17 protein-coding genes are annotated in these 16377 nt (G+C 73.0%); 1 reads left to right on the top strand and 16 read right to left on the bottom strand.

Features of this window, described 5'->3' with window-relative positions:
- Positions 1 to 5 precede the first annotated feature (5 nt).
- From ACFY2Q_RS16975 to ACFY2Q_RS16920, 12 genes are read right to left on the bottom strand one after another with little or no spacing between them, the layout of a single operon-like run.
- Positions 6 to 422, bottom strand: coding sequence for a RidA family protein (locus ACFY2Q_RS16975; RefSeq protein WP_387131124.1), 417 nt, complete (start codon positions 420 to 422; stop codon positions 6 to 8).
- Positions 419 to 1132, bottom strand: coding sequence for a 2-keto-4-pentenoate hydratase (locus ACFY2Q_RS16970; RefSeq protein WP_387131122.1), 714 nt, complete (start codon positions 1130 to 1132; stop codon positions 419 to 421). The genes ACFY2Q_RS16975 and ACFY2Q_RS16970 overlap by 4 nt, the downstream gene beginning before the upstream one ends.
- Positions 1129 to 2151, bottom strand: coding sequence for a 4-hydroxy-2-oxovalerate aldolase (gene dmpG, locus ACFY2Q_RS16965; RefSeq protein ID WP_387131121.1), 1023 nt, complete (start codon positions 2149 to 2151; stop codon positions 1129 to 1131). Before dmpG ends, ACFY2Q_RS16970 begins: the two co-directional genes overlap by 4 nt.
- Positions 2148 to 3059 (bottom strand): acetaldehyde dehydrogenase (acetylating), encoded by a 912-nt coding sequence (locus ACFY2Q_RS16960; protein ID WP_357483177.1) that lies wholly within the window; start codon positions 3057 to 3059, stop codon positions 2148 to 2150. The genes dmpG and ACFY2Q_RS16960 overlap by 4 nt, the downstream gene beginning before the upstream one ends.
- Entirely contained in the window at positions 3056 to 3850 is a 795-nt protein-coding gene (locus ACFY2Q_RS16955) for a 2-keto-4-pentenoate hydratase (protein WP_387131119.1), read from the bottom strand. Before ACFY2Q_RS16955 ends, ACFY2Q_RS16960 begins: the two co-directional genes overlap by 4 nt.
- A complete protein-coding gene (locus ACFY2Q_RS16950) occupies positions 3847 to 5325 on the bottom strand; it encodes a 2-hydroxymuconic semialdehyde dehydrogenase (RefSeq protein WP_387131295.1) in 1479 nt (492 codons plus the stop codon). The genes ACFY2Q_RS16955 and ACFY2Q_RS16950 overlap by 4 nt, the downstream gene beginning before the upstream one ends.
- Positions 5326 to 5372: 47 nt before the next feature.
- Entirely contained in the window at positions 5373 to 5621 is a 249-nt protein-coding gene (locus ACFY2Q_RS16945; protein ID WP_356999312.1) for a EutN/CcmL family microcompartment protein, read from the bottom strand.
- On the bottom strand, positions 5621 to 5947 hold the full coding sequence (locus tag ACFY2Q_RS16940) for a BMC domain-containing protein (protein ID WP_356999314.1): 327 nt from the start codon (positions 5945 to 5947) through the stop codon (positions 5621 to 5623). The genes ACFY2Q_RS16945 and ACFY2Q_RS16940 overlap by 1 nt, the downstream gene beginning before the upstream one ends.
- Before the next feature lie 20 nt (positions 5948 to 5967).
- Entirely contained in the window at positions 5968 to 6258 is a 291-nt protein-coding gene (locus ACFY2Q_RS16935) for a BMC domain-containing protein (protein ID WP_354824231.1), read from the bottom strand.
- 20 nt (positions 6259 to 6278) lie between these two features.
- Positions 6279 to 7106, bottom strand: coding sequence for a 2-amino-5-chlorophenol 1,6-dioxygenase subunit alpha (locus ACFY2Q_RS16930; RefSeq protein WP_387131117.1), 828 nt, complete (start codon positions 7104 to 7106; stop codon positions 6279 to 6281).
- Positions 7099 to 8085 carry a tRNA U-34 5-methylaminomethyl-2-thiouridine biosynthesis protein gene (locus ACFY2Q_RS16925; protein WP_387131116.1) on the bottom strand — a complete coding sequence of 329 codons (987 nt, stop codon included), beginning with the start codon at positions 8083 to 8085 and terminating at the stop codon, positions 7099 to 7101. Before ACFY2Q_RS16925 ends, ACFY2Q_RS16930 begins: the two co-directional genes overlap by 8 nt.
- Entirely contained in the window at positions 8082 to 10121 is a 2040-nt protein-coding gene (locus ACFY2Q_RS16920) for a hydantoinase B/oxoprolinase family protein (RefSeq protein WP_387131114.1), read from the bottom strand. The genes ACFY2Q_RS16925 and ACFY2Q_RS16920 overlap by 4 nt, the downstream gene beginning before the upstream one ends.
- 121 nt (positions 10122 to 10242) lie before the next feature.
- On the opposite strand from ACFY2Q_RS16920, the gene ACFY2Q_RS16915 reads away from it, so the two are divergent.
- Positions 10243 to 11070, top strand: coding sequence for an IclR family transcriptional regulator (locus tag ACFY2Q_RS16915; protein WP_387131112.1), 828 nt, complete (start codon positions 10243 to 10245; stop codon positions 11068 to 11070).
- A gap of 5 nt (positions 11071 to 11075) precedes the next feature.
- On the opposite strand, the gene ACFY2Q_RS16910 is transcribed toward ACFY2Q_RS16915, so the two are convergent.
- The 4 genes from ACFY2Q_RS16910 to ACFY2Q_RS16895 are packed head-to-tail and all read right to left on the bottom strand — an operon-like array spanning position 11076 to position 16376.
- Positions 11076 to 12698 carry a thiamine pyrophosphate-binding protein gene (locus ACFY2Q_RS16910; protein WP_387131110.1) on the bottom strand — a complete coding sequence of 541 codons (1623 nt, stop codon included), beginning with the start codon at positions 12696 to 12698 and terminating at the stop codon, positions 11076 to 11078.
- Positions 12695 to 13456, bottom strand: a complete 762-nt coding sequence (locus ACFY2Q_RS16905) for an enoyl-CoA hydratase/isomerase family protein (protein ID WP_387131108.1) — start codon at positions 13454 to 13456, stop codon at positions 12695 to 12697. The genes ACFY2Q_RS16910 and ACFY2Q_RS16905 overlap by 4 nt, the downstream gene beginning before the upstream one ends.
- Positions 13453 to 14811 (bottom strand): adenylosuccinate lyase, encoded by a 1359-nt coding sequence (gene purB, locus ACFY2Q_RS16900; protein ID WP_387131107.1) that lies wholly within the window; start codon positions 14809 to 14811, stop codon positions 13453 to 13455. The genes ACFY2Q_RS16905 and purB overlap by 4 nt, the downstream gene beginning before the upstream one ends.
- Positions 14811 to 16376, bottom strand: a complete 1566-nt coding sequence (locus ACFY2Q_RS16895; protein WP_357483193.1) for a class I adenylate-forming enzyme family protein — start codon at positions 16374 to 16376, stop codon at positions 14811 to 14813. The genes purB and ACFY2Q_RS16895 overlap by 1 nt, the downstream gene beginning before the upstream one ends.
- Between the last annotated feature and the right edge of the window lies 1 nt (position 16377).

Below are 16377 nucleotides of genomic sequence, written 5' to 3'. Positions count from 1 at the left end.
CCAGGTCACCGGACCGGCAACACCGCGATCCCCTGCATCTCGATCAGCAGGTGCGGGTGGGGCAACTGGTGCACGGCCACGGTGGTGCGCGTCGGCCCGGTCTCGTCGAAGAACTCGGCGTACACGTCGTTGTAGCCGCCGAAGTCGTTCATGCTGACCAGGTACGTGGTGACCTGCACGAGGTCGGACAGGTCCGCTCCGACGTCGCGAAGGATGTCACGCATGTTCTCGACGACGGCGCGGGTCTGCGTGGCGATGTCCAGCGACGTGGTGCCCATGGCGTCCACCGTCGCACCGGCGATCGTGTTGTCGGGGCGGCGGCTGCTCGTACCGGACACGAAGACGAGACCGCCCGCGACCTTGACGTGCGGGAACCGGCCGCGCGGCACGGCCTTGCCGGCGACGACCCGGGCCCCGCTCATGCCGACGCCCGCAGCGACGCCGTGCCGAGCTGCTCGACGGTGACCCGCACGTGCGCGCCCGGCCGCAACGGCACGGCGGCCGTCGCCGCGCCGGCCAGCAGCACCCAGCCGTCGCGCAGCTCCCCGGCGAGGCGGGCCGCCGCGGGCAGGGCGCGGCGCGGGTCGCCGAGTATCGCGGCGGTGGAGCCGACCTGCGCGACGCGGCCGTCGACCTCCAGCAGCACGCCGAGGTTGTCGACGCCGTCCGGCACCGGCCGCCACGGCCCGACGACGAAGCCGGAAGCGGACGTGTTGTCCGCGATCACCTCCGGCAGGGTGAACCGGAAATCCACGTAGCGGGAGTCGATCAGCTCGATGGCCGGGGCGATCGCGGCGATCTCGCCGCCCTCGACGAGGAACGCGACCTCCGGCTCGACCTTCGGGTGGATGCGCCCGGACAGGTCGACGGTGCCGCCGTCGGGCACGTGCATCGCGTCGGTGAGCCGACCCCAGATCACCTCGTCGACGCCCATCTGGGTCATCTTCGCGCGGCTGGTCAGGCCCAGCTTCAACCCGACCAGGGCCTCGCCGCGGTCCAGCCGTCGCGCCACCAGGGCCTCCTGCACCGCGTACGCGGTGGTCACGTCGAGGCCGGCGTCCGCGCCGAACTGCGCGACCGCGGTGTGCGACACGGCGGCCTCGTCGAGGCGGGCGGCGAGGGTGTCGATCACTTCGGGTCCTTTCCGGCGTCCCGGACCAGGTCCAGCGCCACGTCGACGATCATGTCCTCCTGGCCGCCCACCATCCGGCGGCGGCCCAACTCCATCAGGATCGTGCGTACGTCCACCCCGTAACGCCCCGCGGCGCTCTCGGCGTGCCGCAGGAACGACGAGTAGACGCCGGCGAAGCCCAGCGACAGCGTCTCCCGGTCCACCCGCACCGGCCGGTCCTGCAACGGGCGCACCAGATCCTCGGCGGCGTCCATCAGCGCGAACACGTCGCAGCCATGCTGCCAGCCGTTCAACTCGGCCACCGCGATGAACACCTCCAGCGGCGCGTTCCCCGCCCCGGCGCCCATCCCGGCCAGCGAGGCGTCCACCCGGCGCACCCCGTGCTCGACCGCGACGAGGCTGTTCGCCACCCCCAGCGACAGGTTGTGGTGCGCGTGGATGCCGATCTCCGTCGCGGGGTCGAGCACCTGCCGGTACGCGTCGGCCCGCTGCGCCACGTCCGCCATGGTGAGCCGGCCACCGGAGTCGGTGATGTAGACGCAGTGCGCCCCGTACGACTCCATCAGCTTCGCCTGCGCCGCCAGGGTGCCCGGGTCGGCCATGTGCGACATCATCAGGAACCCGGCCACGTCCATGCCGTTCTCCCGGGCCCAGGCGATGTGCTGCGCGGAGATGTCCGCCTCGGTGCAGTGCGTCGCCACCCGCACGCTTGTGACGCCGAGATCGTGGGCGGCCCTCAGGTCGGCGATCGTACCGATGCCCGGCAGCAGCAGCGTGGTCAGCTTCGCGCGGGTCAGCACGGACGCGGCAGCGCTGATCCAGTCGGCGTCGGTCGCGGCGCCGTGGCCGTAGTTGACGCTGGATCCGGCGAGGCCGTCGCCGTGTGCCACCTCGATCGCCGCCACCCCGGCGGCGTCCAGCGCCGCCGCGATCTCGGTGACCTGCCCGACCGTGTAGCGGTGCCCGATGGCGTGCATGCCATCGCGCAGGGTGACGTCCTGGATGTAGAGGTCGGTCACGACGAGGCCATCCGTTCGGCGGTGCGCAGCGCGGCGCTTGTCATGATGTCGAGGTTGCCGGCGTACGCGGGCAGATAGTGACCCGCGCCGGAGACCTCCAGGAAGACGGCGACCTGCAGGCCGGTGAAGTGCCCGCCGAGCGCCGGCACGTGCGCGTCCACCTCGGTGAACTGCACGTCCTGCTTGAGCCGATAGCCGGGCACGTACTGCCGCACCGCCGCCGCCATCGCCTCCACCGACGCGGCGATCGCCGCCCGGTCGGCGTCCACGTTCGGGCACAGGCAGTAGACGGTGTCGCGCATCAGCAACGGCGGCTCGGCCGGGTTCAGCACGATCACCGCCTTGCCGCGGCCCGCCCCGCCGACCACCTCGATGGCACGGGCCGTGGTCTCGGTGAACTCGTCGATGTTGGCGCGGGTGCCCGGCCCGGCCGAGCGGGAGGCGATCGAGGCGACGATCTCGCCGTACGCCACGGGCGCGACCGCGGCGACGGCCGCGACGATCGGCACGGTCGCCTGGCCGCCGCAGGTGACCATGTTGACGTTGCGCTCGCCCAGGTGGGCATCCAGGTTCACCGGCGGTACGACGTACGGGCCGATCGCGGCCGGGGTCAGGTCGACCACCCGGATGCCGTGCTGGCGAAGCACCGCGTCGTTGTGCCGGTGCGCGCCCGCGCTGGTGGCGTCGAAGACGATGCCGACATCGGCGAACTCCGGCATCGCGACGAGCCCGTCGACGCCCTTCGCGGTGGTGGCCACGCCGAGGCGGCGAGCCCGGGCCAGGCCGTCGGAGGCCGGGTCGATGCCGGCCATCGCCACCATCCGCAGCGACTCCGACAGCCGCAGCACTTTGATCATCAGGTCGGTGCCGATGTTGCCGGAGCCGATTACCGCCACGCCGGTGGTCATGCGTCACCCTTCGAGAAGCAGGCCCGGACGCTGCCCAGGCCGGAGATCCGAGCCTCGTACGCGGCACCCGGGGTGACCGTCACCATCGGCCCGAGCGCGCCGGACAGCACCGTGTCCCCGGCGCGCAGCGGCCGACCGTTCGTGGCGAGCGTCGCCGCCAGCCAGGCGACGGCGTGCAGCGGGTTGCCCAGGCACGCCGCCCCGGCTCCGACGGAGACCGGCTCGCCACCGTGCTCCAGCACCGCCCCGCACAGCCGCAGGTCGACGTCGCGCACCCGGCGTGGGGTGGTGCCCAGCACGTACCTGCCGCTGGAGGCGTTGTCCGCCACGGTGTCCACGATGGAGATATCCCAACCGGCGATCCGCGAGTCGACGATCTCGATGGCGGGCAGCAGATGGTCGGTGGCCCGCACCACGTCGGCGACGGTGACCTGCTCGTAGGAGAGGTCCCGGCCGAGCACGAACGCCACCTCCGCCTCGACGCGCGGTTGCAGCAGGCCGCGCAGGTCGACGTCGGCGCCGTCCGGGACGGCCATGTCGCCGAAGAGGACCCCGAAGTCGGGCTGGAAGACGCCGAACGCCTCCTGCACCGTCCGCGACGTCAGGCCCACCTTCGCGCCGACCGGCCGGCGGCCCTCGGCGAGCCAGGCCGTGACCTGTGCCTGCTGCACGGCGTACGCGGTCCGCAGGTCGCCGGCCGGCAGTAGGTCGTCGCGCAGCGGAGCCCGGGCAACCCCGGTGGCGTACGCCTCGCGCAGCGCCGCCGCCGCGGCTTCGATGTCGGCGCTCATCCGAGGTCCACGCAGACGTTGGTGAGTTCGGAGTAGAAGTGCAGCGAGTGCGTGCCACCCTCACGACCCACACCGGACGCCTTCACCCCGCCGAACGGGGTGCGCAGGTCCCGCAGGAACCACGTGTTCACCCAGACCAGGCCGGCGTCGAGCCGCGCCCCGGCCCGGTGCGCGCGGCCCACGTCGCGGGTCCACACGGTGGCGGCCAGGCCGTACTCGCTGTCGTTGGCGAGCGCGAACGCCTCGTCCTCGTCGTCGAACGGCGCGATGTGGCAGACCGGCCCGAAGATCTCCTCGCGGACCGTGCGGGCCTGCTGCCCAAGTCCGGTCAGGACGGTGGGCTGCACGTACGAGCCGCCGTCGCGATCGTCGCCGAACACCGGCACACCACCGCCGGCCAGCACTGTCGCACCCTCGGCGCGGGCCAGTTCGTAGTGGCCGAGCACCTTCTCCCGGTGCTTGGCGGAGATCAGCGGCATCGTCATCGTCGCCGCCTCCGACGGCCAGCCGAACGCCAACTCCTCGGCACGCTTCGCCAGTCGGGCCGCGAACTCGTCGAAGACCGGCCGCTGCACGTACAGCCGCTCGGTGCACAGGCACACCTGACCGCCGTTGGTGAAGCTGGACCGCACCGAGCCCTCGACTGCCGCGTCCAGGTCGGCGTCCGCGAAGACCAGCCCGGCGTTCTTGCCGCCCAACTCGAACGAGACGGCCTTCACGCCGTCCGCGGCGGAACGCATGATGGCCGAGCCGGTCGAGGACTCGCCGGTGAAGGTGATCGCGTCCACACCGGGGTGCCGGGTGAGCGCCTCGCCCGCCGAGCCGGGACCGAAGCCGTGCACCAGGTTGAACACCCCGTCGGGTACGCCGGCCGCGGCCATCACCTCGGCCAGCACGGTCGCCGACGAGGGCGTCTCCTCGCTGGGCTTCACGACCACGGCGTTGCCGCACGCCAACGCGGGCGCCACCTTCCAGGTCAGCAGCAGCAGCGGCAGGTTCCACGGAACGATGATCGCCACCACGCCGACCGGCTTGCGTACCGCGTAGTTCAGCGCCCGCCCACCGCCCGCCGTGACGGTGGTGAACGACTCCGTCGGCGTGGCCGTGATGACGTCGGCGAACGCGCGGAAGTTCGCGGCGCCACGCGGGATGTCCAGGGTGCGGGCCTGCGACACCGACTTTCCGGTGTCGGCGACCTCGGCCGCGACGAGGTCGTCGAAGCGGCGTTCCAATTCGTCGGCGACCCGGCGGAGTACGACGGCCCGTTCGCCCTCACCCATTGCGCCCCACGGCCCGCGCAGCGCAGCCCGTGCGGCGGCCACCGCCGCGTCCACCGTGGCGGAGTCCGCTTCGGCGACGTGCAGGATCGTCTCGCCGGTCACCGGCGACACCTTCGCGAACGGGGTGCCGCCGGTGACGAATTCACCACCGACGTAGTTGGGCAGCAGCAGGTCGCCGCTCGGACGGCCGTCGATCAGGCCGCTCGGCCAGCGGGTGGTACGCCCGGATGTCATGGCGGTCCTTATCGTTCGATCGTGGAGTCGGCGACGAGTGCCACGATGGCCGCGTCGGCCGTCGGCTCACCAGTCGCCGCGGCGGCTGCCTCGTCGGTGGCGACCAGCACGACGGTGCCGACGCCCACGTTGAGCGGGTCGATCGCGACGAGGTCGGGCCCGTCGGTGCGGGGCCGGACCAGCACCAGCCGGCGGCCCTGCAACGCCGGCAGGATCTTGTCCGGCCAGACCTTGGCGATGACCTCGCCGAGCATCATCAGGCGTCTCCCCGCAGGCTCGCCATGACCTCGCGGATCCGGGAGGCCTCCGGGTCCTCCAGCAGCGCGGCAGTGGTGGGGTGGGGCTTGGGGTACACCTGCGAGCTGCGCAGGTCGCCGTGTGCCCGGATGGCGGCCTCGCCGGAGGCGACGGCCTGTCGAACGGCCGCGAGGGTGCCCTGCACGGCGACGGCGAGGTAGCCGCTGGTCACCCGCTCCACGGCGATGCAACGGACGTCCGCAGTTTTGATCATGGCTTCGATTCCGGCGGACAGGGCGACGACGCCCCGGGTCTCGACGATGCCGATGGCGATGTCAGAAGGCATGTGCTGTTCTCCTTACCGGGTCAGTTGCCGACGAGACGGGGGTCGACGGCGAGCGCCGACACCGCGTCGCAGGGGCTGGCGAAGACGATGGAGTGGACCGTCCGGCTCTTGGCCTTGGCGGTCGCCTCGCCGATGTCGACGGCCTCCTCGACGGTGGCCAGGTCGCCGCGCAGCGCGACGGCGACGATGCCGCCGCCGAGGCGGACGACGCGGGTCACCTCGACCTCGGTGGCCTTCACCATCGCATCGACCGCGTCGAAGATGGCGGTGTAGCCCTCGGCCTCGACGAAGCCGGCAGCCATGTTCCGCATGGTTTCTCCTTTTCCAGTGTTTAGGGCAGGTTCCAGGACAGGACGGCGCCGCCGGTGCCCCAGAGCGGTCCGTACCCGTGCAGTTGCGCCGGTCCGGTCGCCGCCCCGGCGCCGGCGGCGAACGCCAGCGCGCGGAACTGGCTGTCGGCCTGCGCCTGGCGGGCGAAGTCCTCGCGGATCTTCAGCGCCTCGTCGACCTTGCCGGCGGTCAGCAGGTCCAGCACCCGCCGGTTCCAGCGGTCGTGCGCGGGGTCGCCGATGTGGTCCTCGTGCGGCTCGATCCACTGCTGGATCAGGCCGGACGACATGCCGGAGACCACGACGACGGCGGCGCGTACGCCGGCCTCGCGGGCCGCGGCGGCGCCGGCCGCGCCGACGTCGGCGAGCGTCTGCGCGTCGGCGTACAGGTTGCACGACACCTGTGACCAGCGCAGCTCACGGCCCGGGTCGAGCAGCGCCGAGGTGACGATGGTGCCGGTGTCGATCGGGAAGCCGTCGTAGCGGGTCCGCCGGGCCTGCATGCCGTCCTTCTGCACCTGGTCGGCCCACCGCTCGGTGAACGGCACGTCGAAGCGCAGGTCGTAGCGGAGCAGGCCGTAGTCGTAGGCGTACCAGTTCTCGTCGACGTGCTCGCCGCGCGGGTTCGGGTCGCACTGGAACTGGTGGCCCAGGACGGTGAACCACTGCGTGGACAGCAGCAGCACCACGTCGGGCTTGAGTCGGCGCAGTCGGTCGCCGACGTCGCGGGCGGCGCTGGCCAGGTCGGCCCAGCACTGCGCGGGCTTCTCCGCCAACAGGTGCGGCATGCCGGGCAGCAGCGCCCCGGCGATGATCCCGGTGTCAGGCACGGCGGTCTCCTTCGGGCGTCCACTCGACGACCGCGTTGCCGGTGCCGATGATCGTGCCGTAGCCCATGACGTCGCCGGGTATCTGCGGCCAGCCCATCGCGGCCAGCATCCAGGTGAGGCTGCCCGCCTTGGTCTCCGACGCGGTGGCCTCGATGTGCTCGGGGATCAACTCGCGCAGCGGCGCGGTCGGCCCGCGGCGGATCGCCTCCAGCAGCTTCATGTCCCAGCGGTACTGGTGGTTGTTGTACGGGTGCTCGCGTTCCATGTCCTCCGGCAGCTCCGGCTCCTCGTGCCAGTGCAGGTGCGACAGGGAGTTGGAGGCCAGCAGCACGGCGCGGCGGCCGGTGCGCTCCACGGCCCGGCGGGTCGCCTCGCCCAGCACCTCCATCTCCTCCAGCGACGCGTCGGAGTAGAAGTACGGGTTGTTGTTGGCCGACAGCGACACCACCGGGATGTCCCAGGCGGGGTTGACCAGGTGCAGCGCGCCGATCGTGGCGTAGTCCACCCGTACCCGTGGGTCCCGCAGTTTGCGGGTGACCAGGCCGAGGTCGCTGGCCTCGTCGGCGATGGCCTCGCCCAGCTCGACGTCGGAGCGGAAGTCGTAGGAGTACCGGAACAGGTGCGGGAAGATCGGCTCGACGGAGACGCCGCGCGGGTTGGGCACACAGTTGACGTGGTGACCGACCATCGTGATCCAGTGCGGGGCGTGCACGATCAGCACGTCCGGGCGGTGCACCTCGCGGATGCGCTTGCGCAGCCGCTCGTACGCCCAGCGCAGCACCTCCCAGCCGCCGGTGGAGCGCGGCTCGTTCTGCGGCGGGTTCTCCGCGTAGATCAGGTGCGGCGGGTGCGGGCTCATGATCCCGGCGACGATGCCGGCGCGGGCGGGCGCCTCCTGCGGCAGCCGCTCGGTGGTGCCGGTGCGGCCGACGCCGCCCGGACGGGCGGGCGCCACGGGCACCCGGAAGACTCTGCTCATGCCGGTCCCTCCCCGGTCGTGCCCCGGTCGGCCAGCACCCGCACGAACGTGCGCTCGTCGGGTTCGGCGCCGAGGATCTGCAGCCCGTCGTCGTCGAGGGCCAGTTGGTCGTCGGCCAGGCCGGCGTCGTGCCGGACCCAGGCCCGCAGGGGCGCGGGGTGCGTGCCGTGGATCTCCACGAGGGCGCCCTCGGCCAGGCCCGCGCCCGGTGCCACGTAGACGATCCGGCGCCGGCCGCGCTCACCGGCGTACGGCTCACGGTCGGTGGTGGTGACGCGCAGCCACCGCCGCTCCCCGCGCATCTCCTGCCGGGTCGCCGCGGTCGCGCCGAGGTCGACCCGGCCGTCGTCGTCGAGCCGCAGCCCGTAGCGGCGTTCGGCGTCGGCGGCGCTGAGGTATCCCTGCGTCACGTCGTCGGCGACCTCGGCGGGTTCGCGGTCGAGCGGGTCACCCCACCCGCCGCCGCCGGCGGACTCCATGACGAGGACGTCGCCGGCGCGCATGGTGAAGCCGGCGACCTTGCCGGGGGTCGCGAAGTCGACCCGCTCGCCGCTCGCACGGCGCACGAACGTGACGGTGGGGGCGCCGGGGCCGCCGTGGTGCAGACCGTACGGCGGCACCGTGGTGCGGTCGGTCTGCACGGAGTAGGCGCCGGTGCTGGCGAGCAGCCGGGTCTCGCGCCGGCTGCCGAGCCCACCGCGGCGCGTCCCGTCGCCGCACGAGCCGAGGCGCAGTTCGGACGCGTCGATGAGGATCGGGATCTCGGTTTCCAGCCGTTCGACGGACTGGATGGTGGAGATGTCCCCGAGGTCGACGGGGTTCATCGCGCTCGGCCCGTCGGATTCGAGGAATCCACCGTTGCCACCCGCGGGGTAGTCGTAGTACAGGTAGGGCCGGCCGGTGCGTTGGTCCACGCCGCCGATGAGGTTCTGGAAGGTGGTTCCGAATTGGTCGGCCGCGATGAGGTCGGGTGCGACCTGGCTCAACGCGGCCATGACGGCGGAGATGACGCGCTTGCGCACCTCGCTGTGCGCGTTGGCGGGGGCCGGGTAGGCGACGTGCACGACGGTGCCCTGCTCGGTGTGCACGCGCAGCGGGCGGAAGGCGCCGTGGTTGACCAGACCACCGGGGTCGAGCGCGCTCTTGACGGCGATGAAGACGCCGGCGACGGTCATCGCTCGCGAGGAGTTGACGACGGCGGCGACCTGTGTGGACGAGCCACGGAAGTCGGCGTCGATCTCGTCGCCGTCGACGGTGAGGACGCAGCGCACCAGCGCGGGGTCGTACCGGCCGTCGGTGTAGAGGTCGAGGTAGTCCTCGTAGCGGTAGACGCCGTCGGGCAGCTCGCGGATGCGGTCGCGCAGGCGCTGCTCGGTGCGGTCCATGTTGGCGGCGACGCTGTCGAGCAGCAGTTCGGCGCCGTATCGGCCGACGAGTTCGCGCAGCCGGCGCTCGGCGGTGTGGCAGGCGGCGATGCAGCTCTCCAGGTCACCGCGTCGCTCGTCGGCCATCCGCACGTTGGCGAAAAGGATGGCGTACGCGGCGGCGTTGGGACGGCCCTGCTCGATCAGCTTGATCGGCGGGATGCGCAGTCCCTCCTGGAGGATCTCGGTGGCCTGCCCGGAGACGCTGCCGGGGGTCATCCCACCGATGTCGGCCCAGTGCATGCGTACGCAGGGAAAGAGGAACAGCTCGTCGTCGACGAAGACCGGGGTGATCAGGGTGACGTCGTTGAGGTGGCTGCCGCCGCGGTACGGATCGTTGACGATGTAGAGGTCACCGGGGCGCATCTCGTCGGCAAAGTCGGCGAAGATCTCCGCGACGGAGGCCGGCATGGCGATGACATGCCCGGGCATGTCGCGCCCCTGGGCGACCATCTGACCCTTCGGGTCGAACAAGGCGCAGGAGAAGTCCTGCGCGTCCGCGATGACGGGGGAGTGCGCGGTGCGGAAGATCGTTTGGCGCATCTCGCGCACGATCGAGATCAGACCTTCGGTGACGATCTCGAGGTCGATCGGGTTCAACGTCTTGGTCATGCGACGCCTCATGTGTTCCGGCTCGTGGTGCCAAGTGGCTTGGCTCTGGCCTCCCGTGGACCACATTGTGGTCCGTGGTTTATATTATGAAACACTATCAAGCGAGAAAGTGGGAAGCAAGATGTCGCAGGCCGCAGGACCGCCCCCAGCTGCGGAGGAGCCCGTCACCCGGGAGTCCGGCACCCAGGCGCTCGACCGCGCCCTCAGCGTGCTGCTGGCCTTCCGCAGCGGGAGCGTCGAACGCAAGGTCAGCGACGTCAGCCGCGAGCTGGGACTGCACAAGTCGACCGCCAGCCGGTTGTTCCGGGCCCTGGCCGACACCGGCTTCCTGCAACGCAACGACGAGACCGGCGCGTACCGGCTCGGCGTCACCGTCTTCGAGCTGGGCGCCCGCTTCCTCTCCGGGCTCGACATGCACGCGCTGGCCCGGCCGCTGCTGCACCAGCTCGCGCAGGACCAGGGCGAGTCGGTCAACCTGTCCATCCGCGACGAGCTCGACGCGCTGTCGATCTACATCGAGCACGGCACCCACAACGTGCAGCTCGTCTCCCGCCTCGGCCGGCGCATCCCGCTGTGGTGCAGCGCGGCCGGCAAGGCGCTGCTGCTCGACCACGACGACGAGCAGATCCGTGCCCTGTTCGCCGACACCGAGTTCACGCCGCTGACCCGCAACACCGTTGCCGACCTCGACACGTTCGCCGAGCGGATGCACCAGGCCCGCGAGCAGGGGTGGGCGCTCAACGACGAGGAGAGCGAGGAGGGCCTGCGCGTCGTCGCCGCGCCGGTGCGCGACCAGTTCGGCCACGTCACCGCCGCGATCAGCGTCTCGGGGCCGATCTTCCGCCTCGACGAGGCCCGCGTCGCCGAACTGGCTGCCGCCGCCGTCCGGACCGCCGACGAGCTGTCGCGTCAGATGGGCCACGGCGTGGGCGCGATCTGGGGGCACTGACCAGCTCAGAAGTGTTCCTGCACGGCGTCGGGGTGCACCCGCACGTGCAGCAGGGCGGGGCCGGTGACCGGCAGCACCGCGTCGAACGCGGCGTCGGCACCGGCCTCGTCCGTCACCGTCCACGACGGCACGCCCAGTGCCCGCGCCACGGCGGCGAGGTCGCGTTCAGGGAAGCGGGCCAGCGCCGGATCCACCCCGCGTGGGCGCAGCTTGCGCACCTCCGCCCCGTACGCCGCGTCGTCTAGGACGATCAGCAGCACCGCAGCGCCCGTACGGGCCAGCGTGTCCAGCTCACCCAGCCCGGTGAGCAGGCTCCCGTCGCCCTCGAACGCCACCACCGGCCGATCCGGACGACCCACCGCGGCGCCCACCGCGAACGGCAGCCCCACACCGATGCTTCCGAAATCCCACGGGGCGATCAGCGCCCGGTCCACCGCAGGTGAGTCCAGCAGCAGGTTCGGCCAGCCGCCGAAGTGCCCCACCCCCACCACAGTGGTGCGGTGCCGCGGCAACCGCCGCGCGCACACCCGCAGGAACGCCCGCGGGTCGATCCGGTCGGCCGTCCGCAACGGGACCAGCCCGGCGAACGGGTCCGCCTCGGCCACCTCCCGCGCCAGCTCCGCCGAGCGCCACTGTGGCCGCGAGATCGGCGGCAGCGCGGCGGCCACCGCGGCGGCCACCGCCCCCGCGTCACCCACCACCTGAACGTCCACCGGCCAACGGGCGCCCAGCGCCGCCGCGTCGATGTCGACGCCCACCACCTCGGCCTGGGCGAACAGCCGGCCGTGGTCCGCCGTCCACCGGTTCAGCCCGGCCCCGAACGTCAGCACCAGGTCCGCCTCGCCCAGCACGCGCCGGGTCAGCGGCCGGGCCAGCCCACCGGCCACCCCCAGGCAGTACGGGTGGTCGGCGAAGACGCCCGCTCCCATCAGCGTGGTGGCCAGCACCGCCCCGCTGCGGTCCGCCAGCTCCCGTACCGCCGCCGCGGCAGCCTCTGCGCCCCGGCCGGCCAGCACGACCGGCCGCTCCGCCTTCCGCAGCCGCTCCGCGAGCATCACCACGTCGTCCGGGTGCGGGGTCGGCGGCCCCGACGGGCGCGGCCGGACCACCGCGACGGGCGGCGGCACGTCCTGCGGGACGTCCTCGTCCTGCAGGTCCATGGGCACATTCAGCACCACCGGCCCACGGGCCGATTCGGCCAGCCGGAACGCCGCCGCGACGTCCCGGACCGCGCCCGCCGCGCCCACCACCGGCACCACGCGGCCCGCCGTCGCCAGGGCGAACGGCTGCTGCGGGAAGTTCTGCACGTGCCCCGGGTCGCCGGGCGGGGTGTCGCCCGCCACCAGCACAAGCGGGGTGCCCGCCTGGCGGGCGATCGTCAGCGCGGCGCCCGCCACCGCCAGCCCCGGCCCCTGGGTCACCGTGGCCACCGCGCACCGCCCGGACGCGCGGGCGTACCCGTCGGCCATCATCACGGCGGCGTTCTCGTTGCGGGCAGCGACGAACCGCACGCCGTGCCGGTCCACCAGGTCGTTGACGAGGAACATGTTGGCGTCGCCCAGCAGGCCGAACACCGTGTCGACGCCGTGTGCGACAAGCGCGTCGGCCAGCAACTCGTACACCTTCACCGCTGCTGGCCCTTCGGGTAGGCGCCGGCCGGTCGCAACGCGACGCTGAGGGCACCCAGGTACGAGTCGTTCGCGGCGGCCTCGAACCGCGGCCCGGCCAGGCGCGCGGCCCGCTTCGTCATGGACCGGCCCACCGGCGACACCGCCAGCAGCCGATCGACCACCGCGTCACACGCCGCGCCCAACTCGTCCGCCGGCACCGCCGCCGTGACCAGGTCGTGGCGCAGCATCTCGGCCGGGTCGATCCGGTCACCCAGCAGCAGCCAGCGCTTCGCCCGGTCCGCACCCACCAGGTCGGCCAAGATCGCCATGCCGCTCCAGGTCAGCGGGATGCCGAAGGTGACCTCCGGGAACGTGAAGAAGCAGCTCTCCGCCGCCACGCGGACGTCCGCGGCCAGCCCGAGCACCGCGCCGGAGCCGATCGCCGGACCGTTGAACGCGGTCACCGTCGTCTGCTCCAACCGGTACCAACGCTCCACCAGCTCGGCCGTACGGCGCTGCACGTGCATGGTGGCGGACGCGTCCAGGGTGGCCAGCTCGTCCAGGTCGGTGCCGGCGCAGAACGCCGACCCAGCGCCGGTGAGCACCACCACCTCCACCTCGGAGTCACGGCCCACCTCGTGCAGCACGTCCTCGAACCGGGCCAGCATCGCCAGGTCGAAGCTGTTGCGCCGATGCGGGCGGTTCAGCGTGATCCGGGCCAGCCGGCCCGCTCGGTCGAGCAGCACGGAAGACCCGGAGGACGGTTCGGTGATCATGGTGACTCCGAGGTGAGTAGGGCGCGGTCCACCAGGGCGGCGGCGTGACCGACGTACGACAGCGGGTCCAGCAGCCCGGCGACGTCCTCGCCGGGCAGGGCGGCGGCGACCTGCGGGTCGGCGCGCAGCACGTCGGCGAACGGGCGGTCCTGCTCCAGGCTGTCGCGCACCACCCGCATCACCAGGTGGTGAGCCTCCTCGCGGCCCAGCGTGCCCGCCAGCCGCAGCATCACCGCCTCCGACAGCACCAGCCCGCCGGTGATATCAAGGTTGGCGCGCATCCGGTCCGGATTGACGCCCAGGTCGCCGAACACCTCGACCAGGCGCTCCAGGGCGCCGCCGATGAGGATGAAGCACTCCGGCAGCAGCTTCCACAACGTCATGCCGACGCCCATGTCCCGGTCGTCCTGCGCGACCATCGTCTGGAGGGCCAGCGGCACCTGTGCACGGAGCGTGCCGGCCGCCGCGATCACCGCCTCGCAGCGGATCGGGTTGCGCTTGTGCGGCATCGTGCTGCTGCCTACCTGGGTCGCGCGCTGCGGCTCGTACGCCTCGCCGATCTCGGTGCGGCCCAGGAAGTACACCTCGCGGGCCAGCTTCTCGCCGCTGGCCGCCACCAGGCCCAGCACCATCAGGCACTCGGCGAACCGGTCCGAGGTGGCGTGCCACGGGGTGTCCGCCACACCCAGGCCCAGGTCCTCGGCGACGATCCGCTCCAGCGCAAACGCCTGCGGCCCGTACCCGGCCATCGTGCCCGCCGCCCCGCCCATGCTCGTCACGAGCAGCCGGGCGCGCAGTTCCCGGAGCCGGTCGCGGTGGCGCTGCAACTCGCTCTGCCACACCGCGCAGCGCAGCCCGAACGTCGTCGGCAGCGCCTGCTGCCCGTGCGTACGCGCCGGCATCGGGGTGCTGCGGTGCCGCAGCGCCAGCCGGCGCAGCAGCCGCACCAGCTCGTCGAGTTGGCGTCCGACGATGTCCAGGCCGGCGCGGGCACGCAGCACGAACCCGGTGTCCATGATGTCCTGTGTGGTGGCGCCCAGGTGCACGTACCGCCCCGCGTCGCCGGGGCACGCCGCGGTCAGGGCGCGCACCAACGGCACCAGCGGGTGCACGGTGTCCGCGGCGTCGGAGGTCAGCGCCGCCGTGTCCAGCTTCTCCAGCCGGGCCGTCGCGGTGATCGCCTCCGCGGCGGAGTGCGGGATGATCCCGAGTGACGCCTGACCGCGGGCGAGCGCGGCCTCTACGTCCAGCCAGGACTGCATCAGCTGCCGGTCGTTGAACACCCCCCGCATCTCGGCGTTGCCGAAAAAGCTGGTGACGGTCAGCGAGTCGAGGAAACAGGACCCCAGGTGCATCAGTTCTCCCCCTCGAACAGCGCCAGCGCGGCGCGCCGGTCGACCTTGCCGGACGGCAGCAGGGGCAGCCCGGCGACCGCGCGTACCCGTGTGGGCAGCTTGTGTCGGGCCAGCCGCCCGGCGGCGGCGGCGAGCACCACCTCGGGGTCGAGCCGGGCGTCGGGCGCGGCGACCAGCAGCGCGCCGACCTCCTCACCCCAGCGCGCCGACGGCACGCCGAGCACACACGCCTGGCCGACGGCGGCGTCGTCGAGCAACACGGCCTCCACCTCCGCCGGGCTGACGTTCTCGCCGCCACGGATGATGAGCTCCTTGACCCGGCCGGTGAGCGTGAACACCCGCTCGGCGGTCAGCGCGCCGAGGTCGCCGGTGCGCAGCCAGCCGTCGTCGGTCAGGGCCGCGGCGGTGGCGTCGGGGTCGTCGACGTACCCGGCCGCGACCGACTCGCCGCGGACCAGCAGCTCACCCGGCTCGCCCGGCGGCACGGCGTGCCGGGTGCCGGGCCGCACCACGGCCGCTTCCAGGCCGGGCACGATCCGGCCGACGGTCAGGCCGACCGGGGCGCAGCTGCCGTCGCCCGGGTCGACGCTGATGGTCGGACCCGCCTCGGTCTGGCCGTAGACGACGGCGGCGCGGTCCAGGCCCAGCACGCGCACGGTGCGCTCGCGCAGCGCGGGCGGGCACGGCGCGCCGCCGAGGAAGCCGACCCGTAGCGAGGACAGGTCCCACCGGCCCGGCTCGCGCTCGACCCGGTCGGCGAGCATCGTGGCCATCGTCGGGACGGCCTGCACCACGGTGCAGCGGTGCCGCTCGATGAGGTCCAGCACCGTCTCCGAGCGGAACCGCCGCGTCGACACCCAGAGCGCCCCGGTGACCAGGGCGAGCACGGCGCCGCTGCTCAGCCCGGCGGCGTGCGCCAGCGGCAGCGGTGAGGCGAGGATGTCGGCCGGGCGCAGCCCGGCCGCCTGGGTCGTCCACTGCGCGTTGCGCACCAGGTTGCGGGCGCTCAGCGCCACCATCTTGGCGGGGCCGGTGGAGCCGGAGGTGAACTGGATGTTCAGCACGGCATCGGCGTGACCGGTCGGTGCCGGTGCCGGGTCGGCCCAGCCGGTCAGCGCCGCGAGCGCGCCCCGACCGCCGTCGTCGTCGAGCGTGTGGATGCCGTCCGGCGCGTACGGCGTACCGGCCAGCGCGGCGGCCGCCTCGGCGGGCGCGTTCCGGTCGCGGATCCGCGCGGCCACGAACAGCCGGCGCGGCCGGGCCCGGGCCACCGCCTCGGCCAGCTCCGCCGCGGTGAGGCCCGGGTGCAGCGTGACCAGGGCGGCGCCGCGCCAGGCCGCCGCCGCGAGCAGCGTCAGCCAGGCGAGGCTGTTCTCCGACCACACCGCGATCCGGTCACCGCGACCGATCCCCTGGGCGGCCAGGACGGCTGCGCCCCGGCCCGCCAGCTCGGCGAACTCGGCGTGCGTGACCGGGCGGTCCAGCTCCGCGAACGCGTACAACGGCCGGTCCGGGCACCGGGTCGCCCCGTCGAGCAGGACGGCGTCGAGAGCGAGGTGCGACATG

This window comes from Micromonospora sp. NPDC000316 (assembly GCF_042898885.1).
Lineage (GTDB): Bacteria > Actinomycetota > Actinomycetes > Mycobacteriales > Micromonosporaceae > Micromonospora.
Note: the sequence above shows the minus strand (reverse complement) of the source record. Positions and strands in the feature narration are given on the sequence as shown.

Bases quoted from the DNA above. Each gene is read 5' to 3' on its own strand.
- ACFY2Q_RS16895 (WP_357483193.1), bottom strand. From the start codon at position 16,376: ATGTCGCACCTCGCTCTCGACGCCGTCCTGCTCGACGGGGCGACCCGG.
- ACFY2Q_RS16955 (WP_387131119.1), bottom strand. From the start codon at position 3,850: ATGAGCGCCGACATCGAAGCCGCGGCGGCGGCGCTGCGCGAGGCGTAC.
- ACFY2Q_RS16945 (WP_356999312.1), bottom strand. From the start codon at position 5,621: ATGATGCTCGGCGAGGTCATCGCCAAGGTCTGGCCGGACAAGATCCTG.
- purB (WP_387131107.1), bottom strand. From the start codon at position 14,811: ATGCACCTGGGGTCCTGTTTCCTCGACTCGCTGACCGTCACCAGCTTT.
- ACFY2Q_RS16915 (WP_387131112.1), top strand. From the start codon at position 10,243: ATGTCGCAGGCCGCAGGACCGCCCCCAGCTGCGGAGGAGCCCGTCACC.
- ACFY2Q_RS16960 (WP_357483177.1), bottom strand. From the start codon at position 3,059: ATGACCACCGGCGTGGCGGTAATCGGCTCCGGCAACATCGGCACCGAC.
- ACFY2Q_RS16925 (WP_387131116.1), bottom strand. From the start codon at position 8,085: ATGAGCAGAGTCTTCCGGGTGCCCGTGGCGCCCGCCCGTCCGGGCGGC.
- ACFY2Q_RS16940 (WP_356999314.1), bottom strand. From the start codon at position 5,947: ATGCCTTCTGACATCGCCATCGGCATCGTCGAGACCCGGGGCGTCGTC.
- ACFY2Q_RS16975 (WP_387131124.1), bottom strand. From the start codon at position 422: ATGAGCGGGGCCCGGGTCGTCGCCGGCAAGGCCGTGCCGCGCGGCCGG.
- ACFY2Q_RS16920 (WP_387131114.1), bottom strand. From the start codon at position 10,121: ATGACCAAGACGTTGAACCCGATCGACCTCGAGATCGTCACCGAAGGT.
- ACFY2Q_RS16935 (WP_354824231.1), bottom strand. From the start codon at position 6,258: ATGCGGAACATGGCTGCCGGCTTCGTCGAGGCCGAGGGCTACACCGCC.
- ACFY2Q_RS16905 (WP_387131108.1), bottom strand. From the start codon at position 13,456: ATGATCACCGAACCGTCCTCCGGGTCTTCCGTGCTGCTCGACCGAGCG.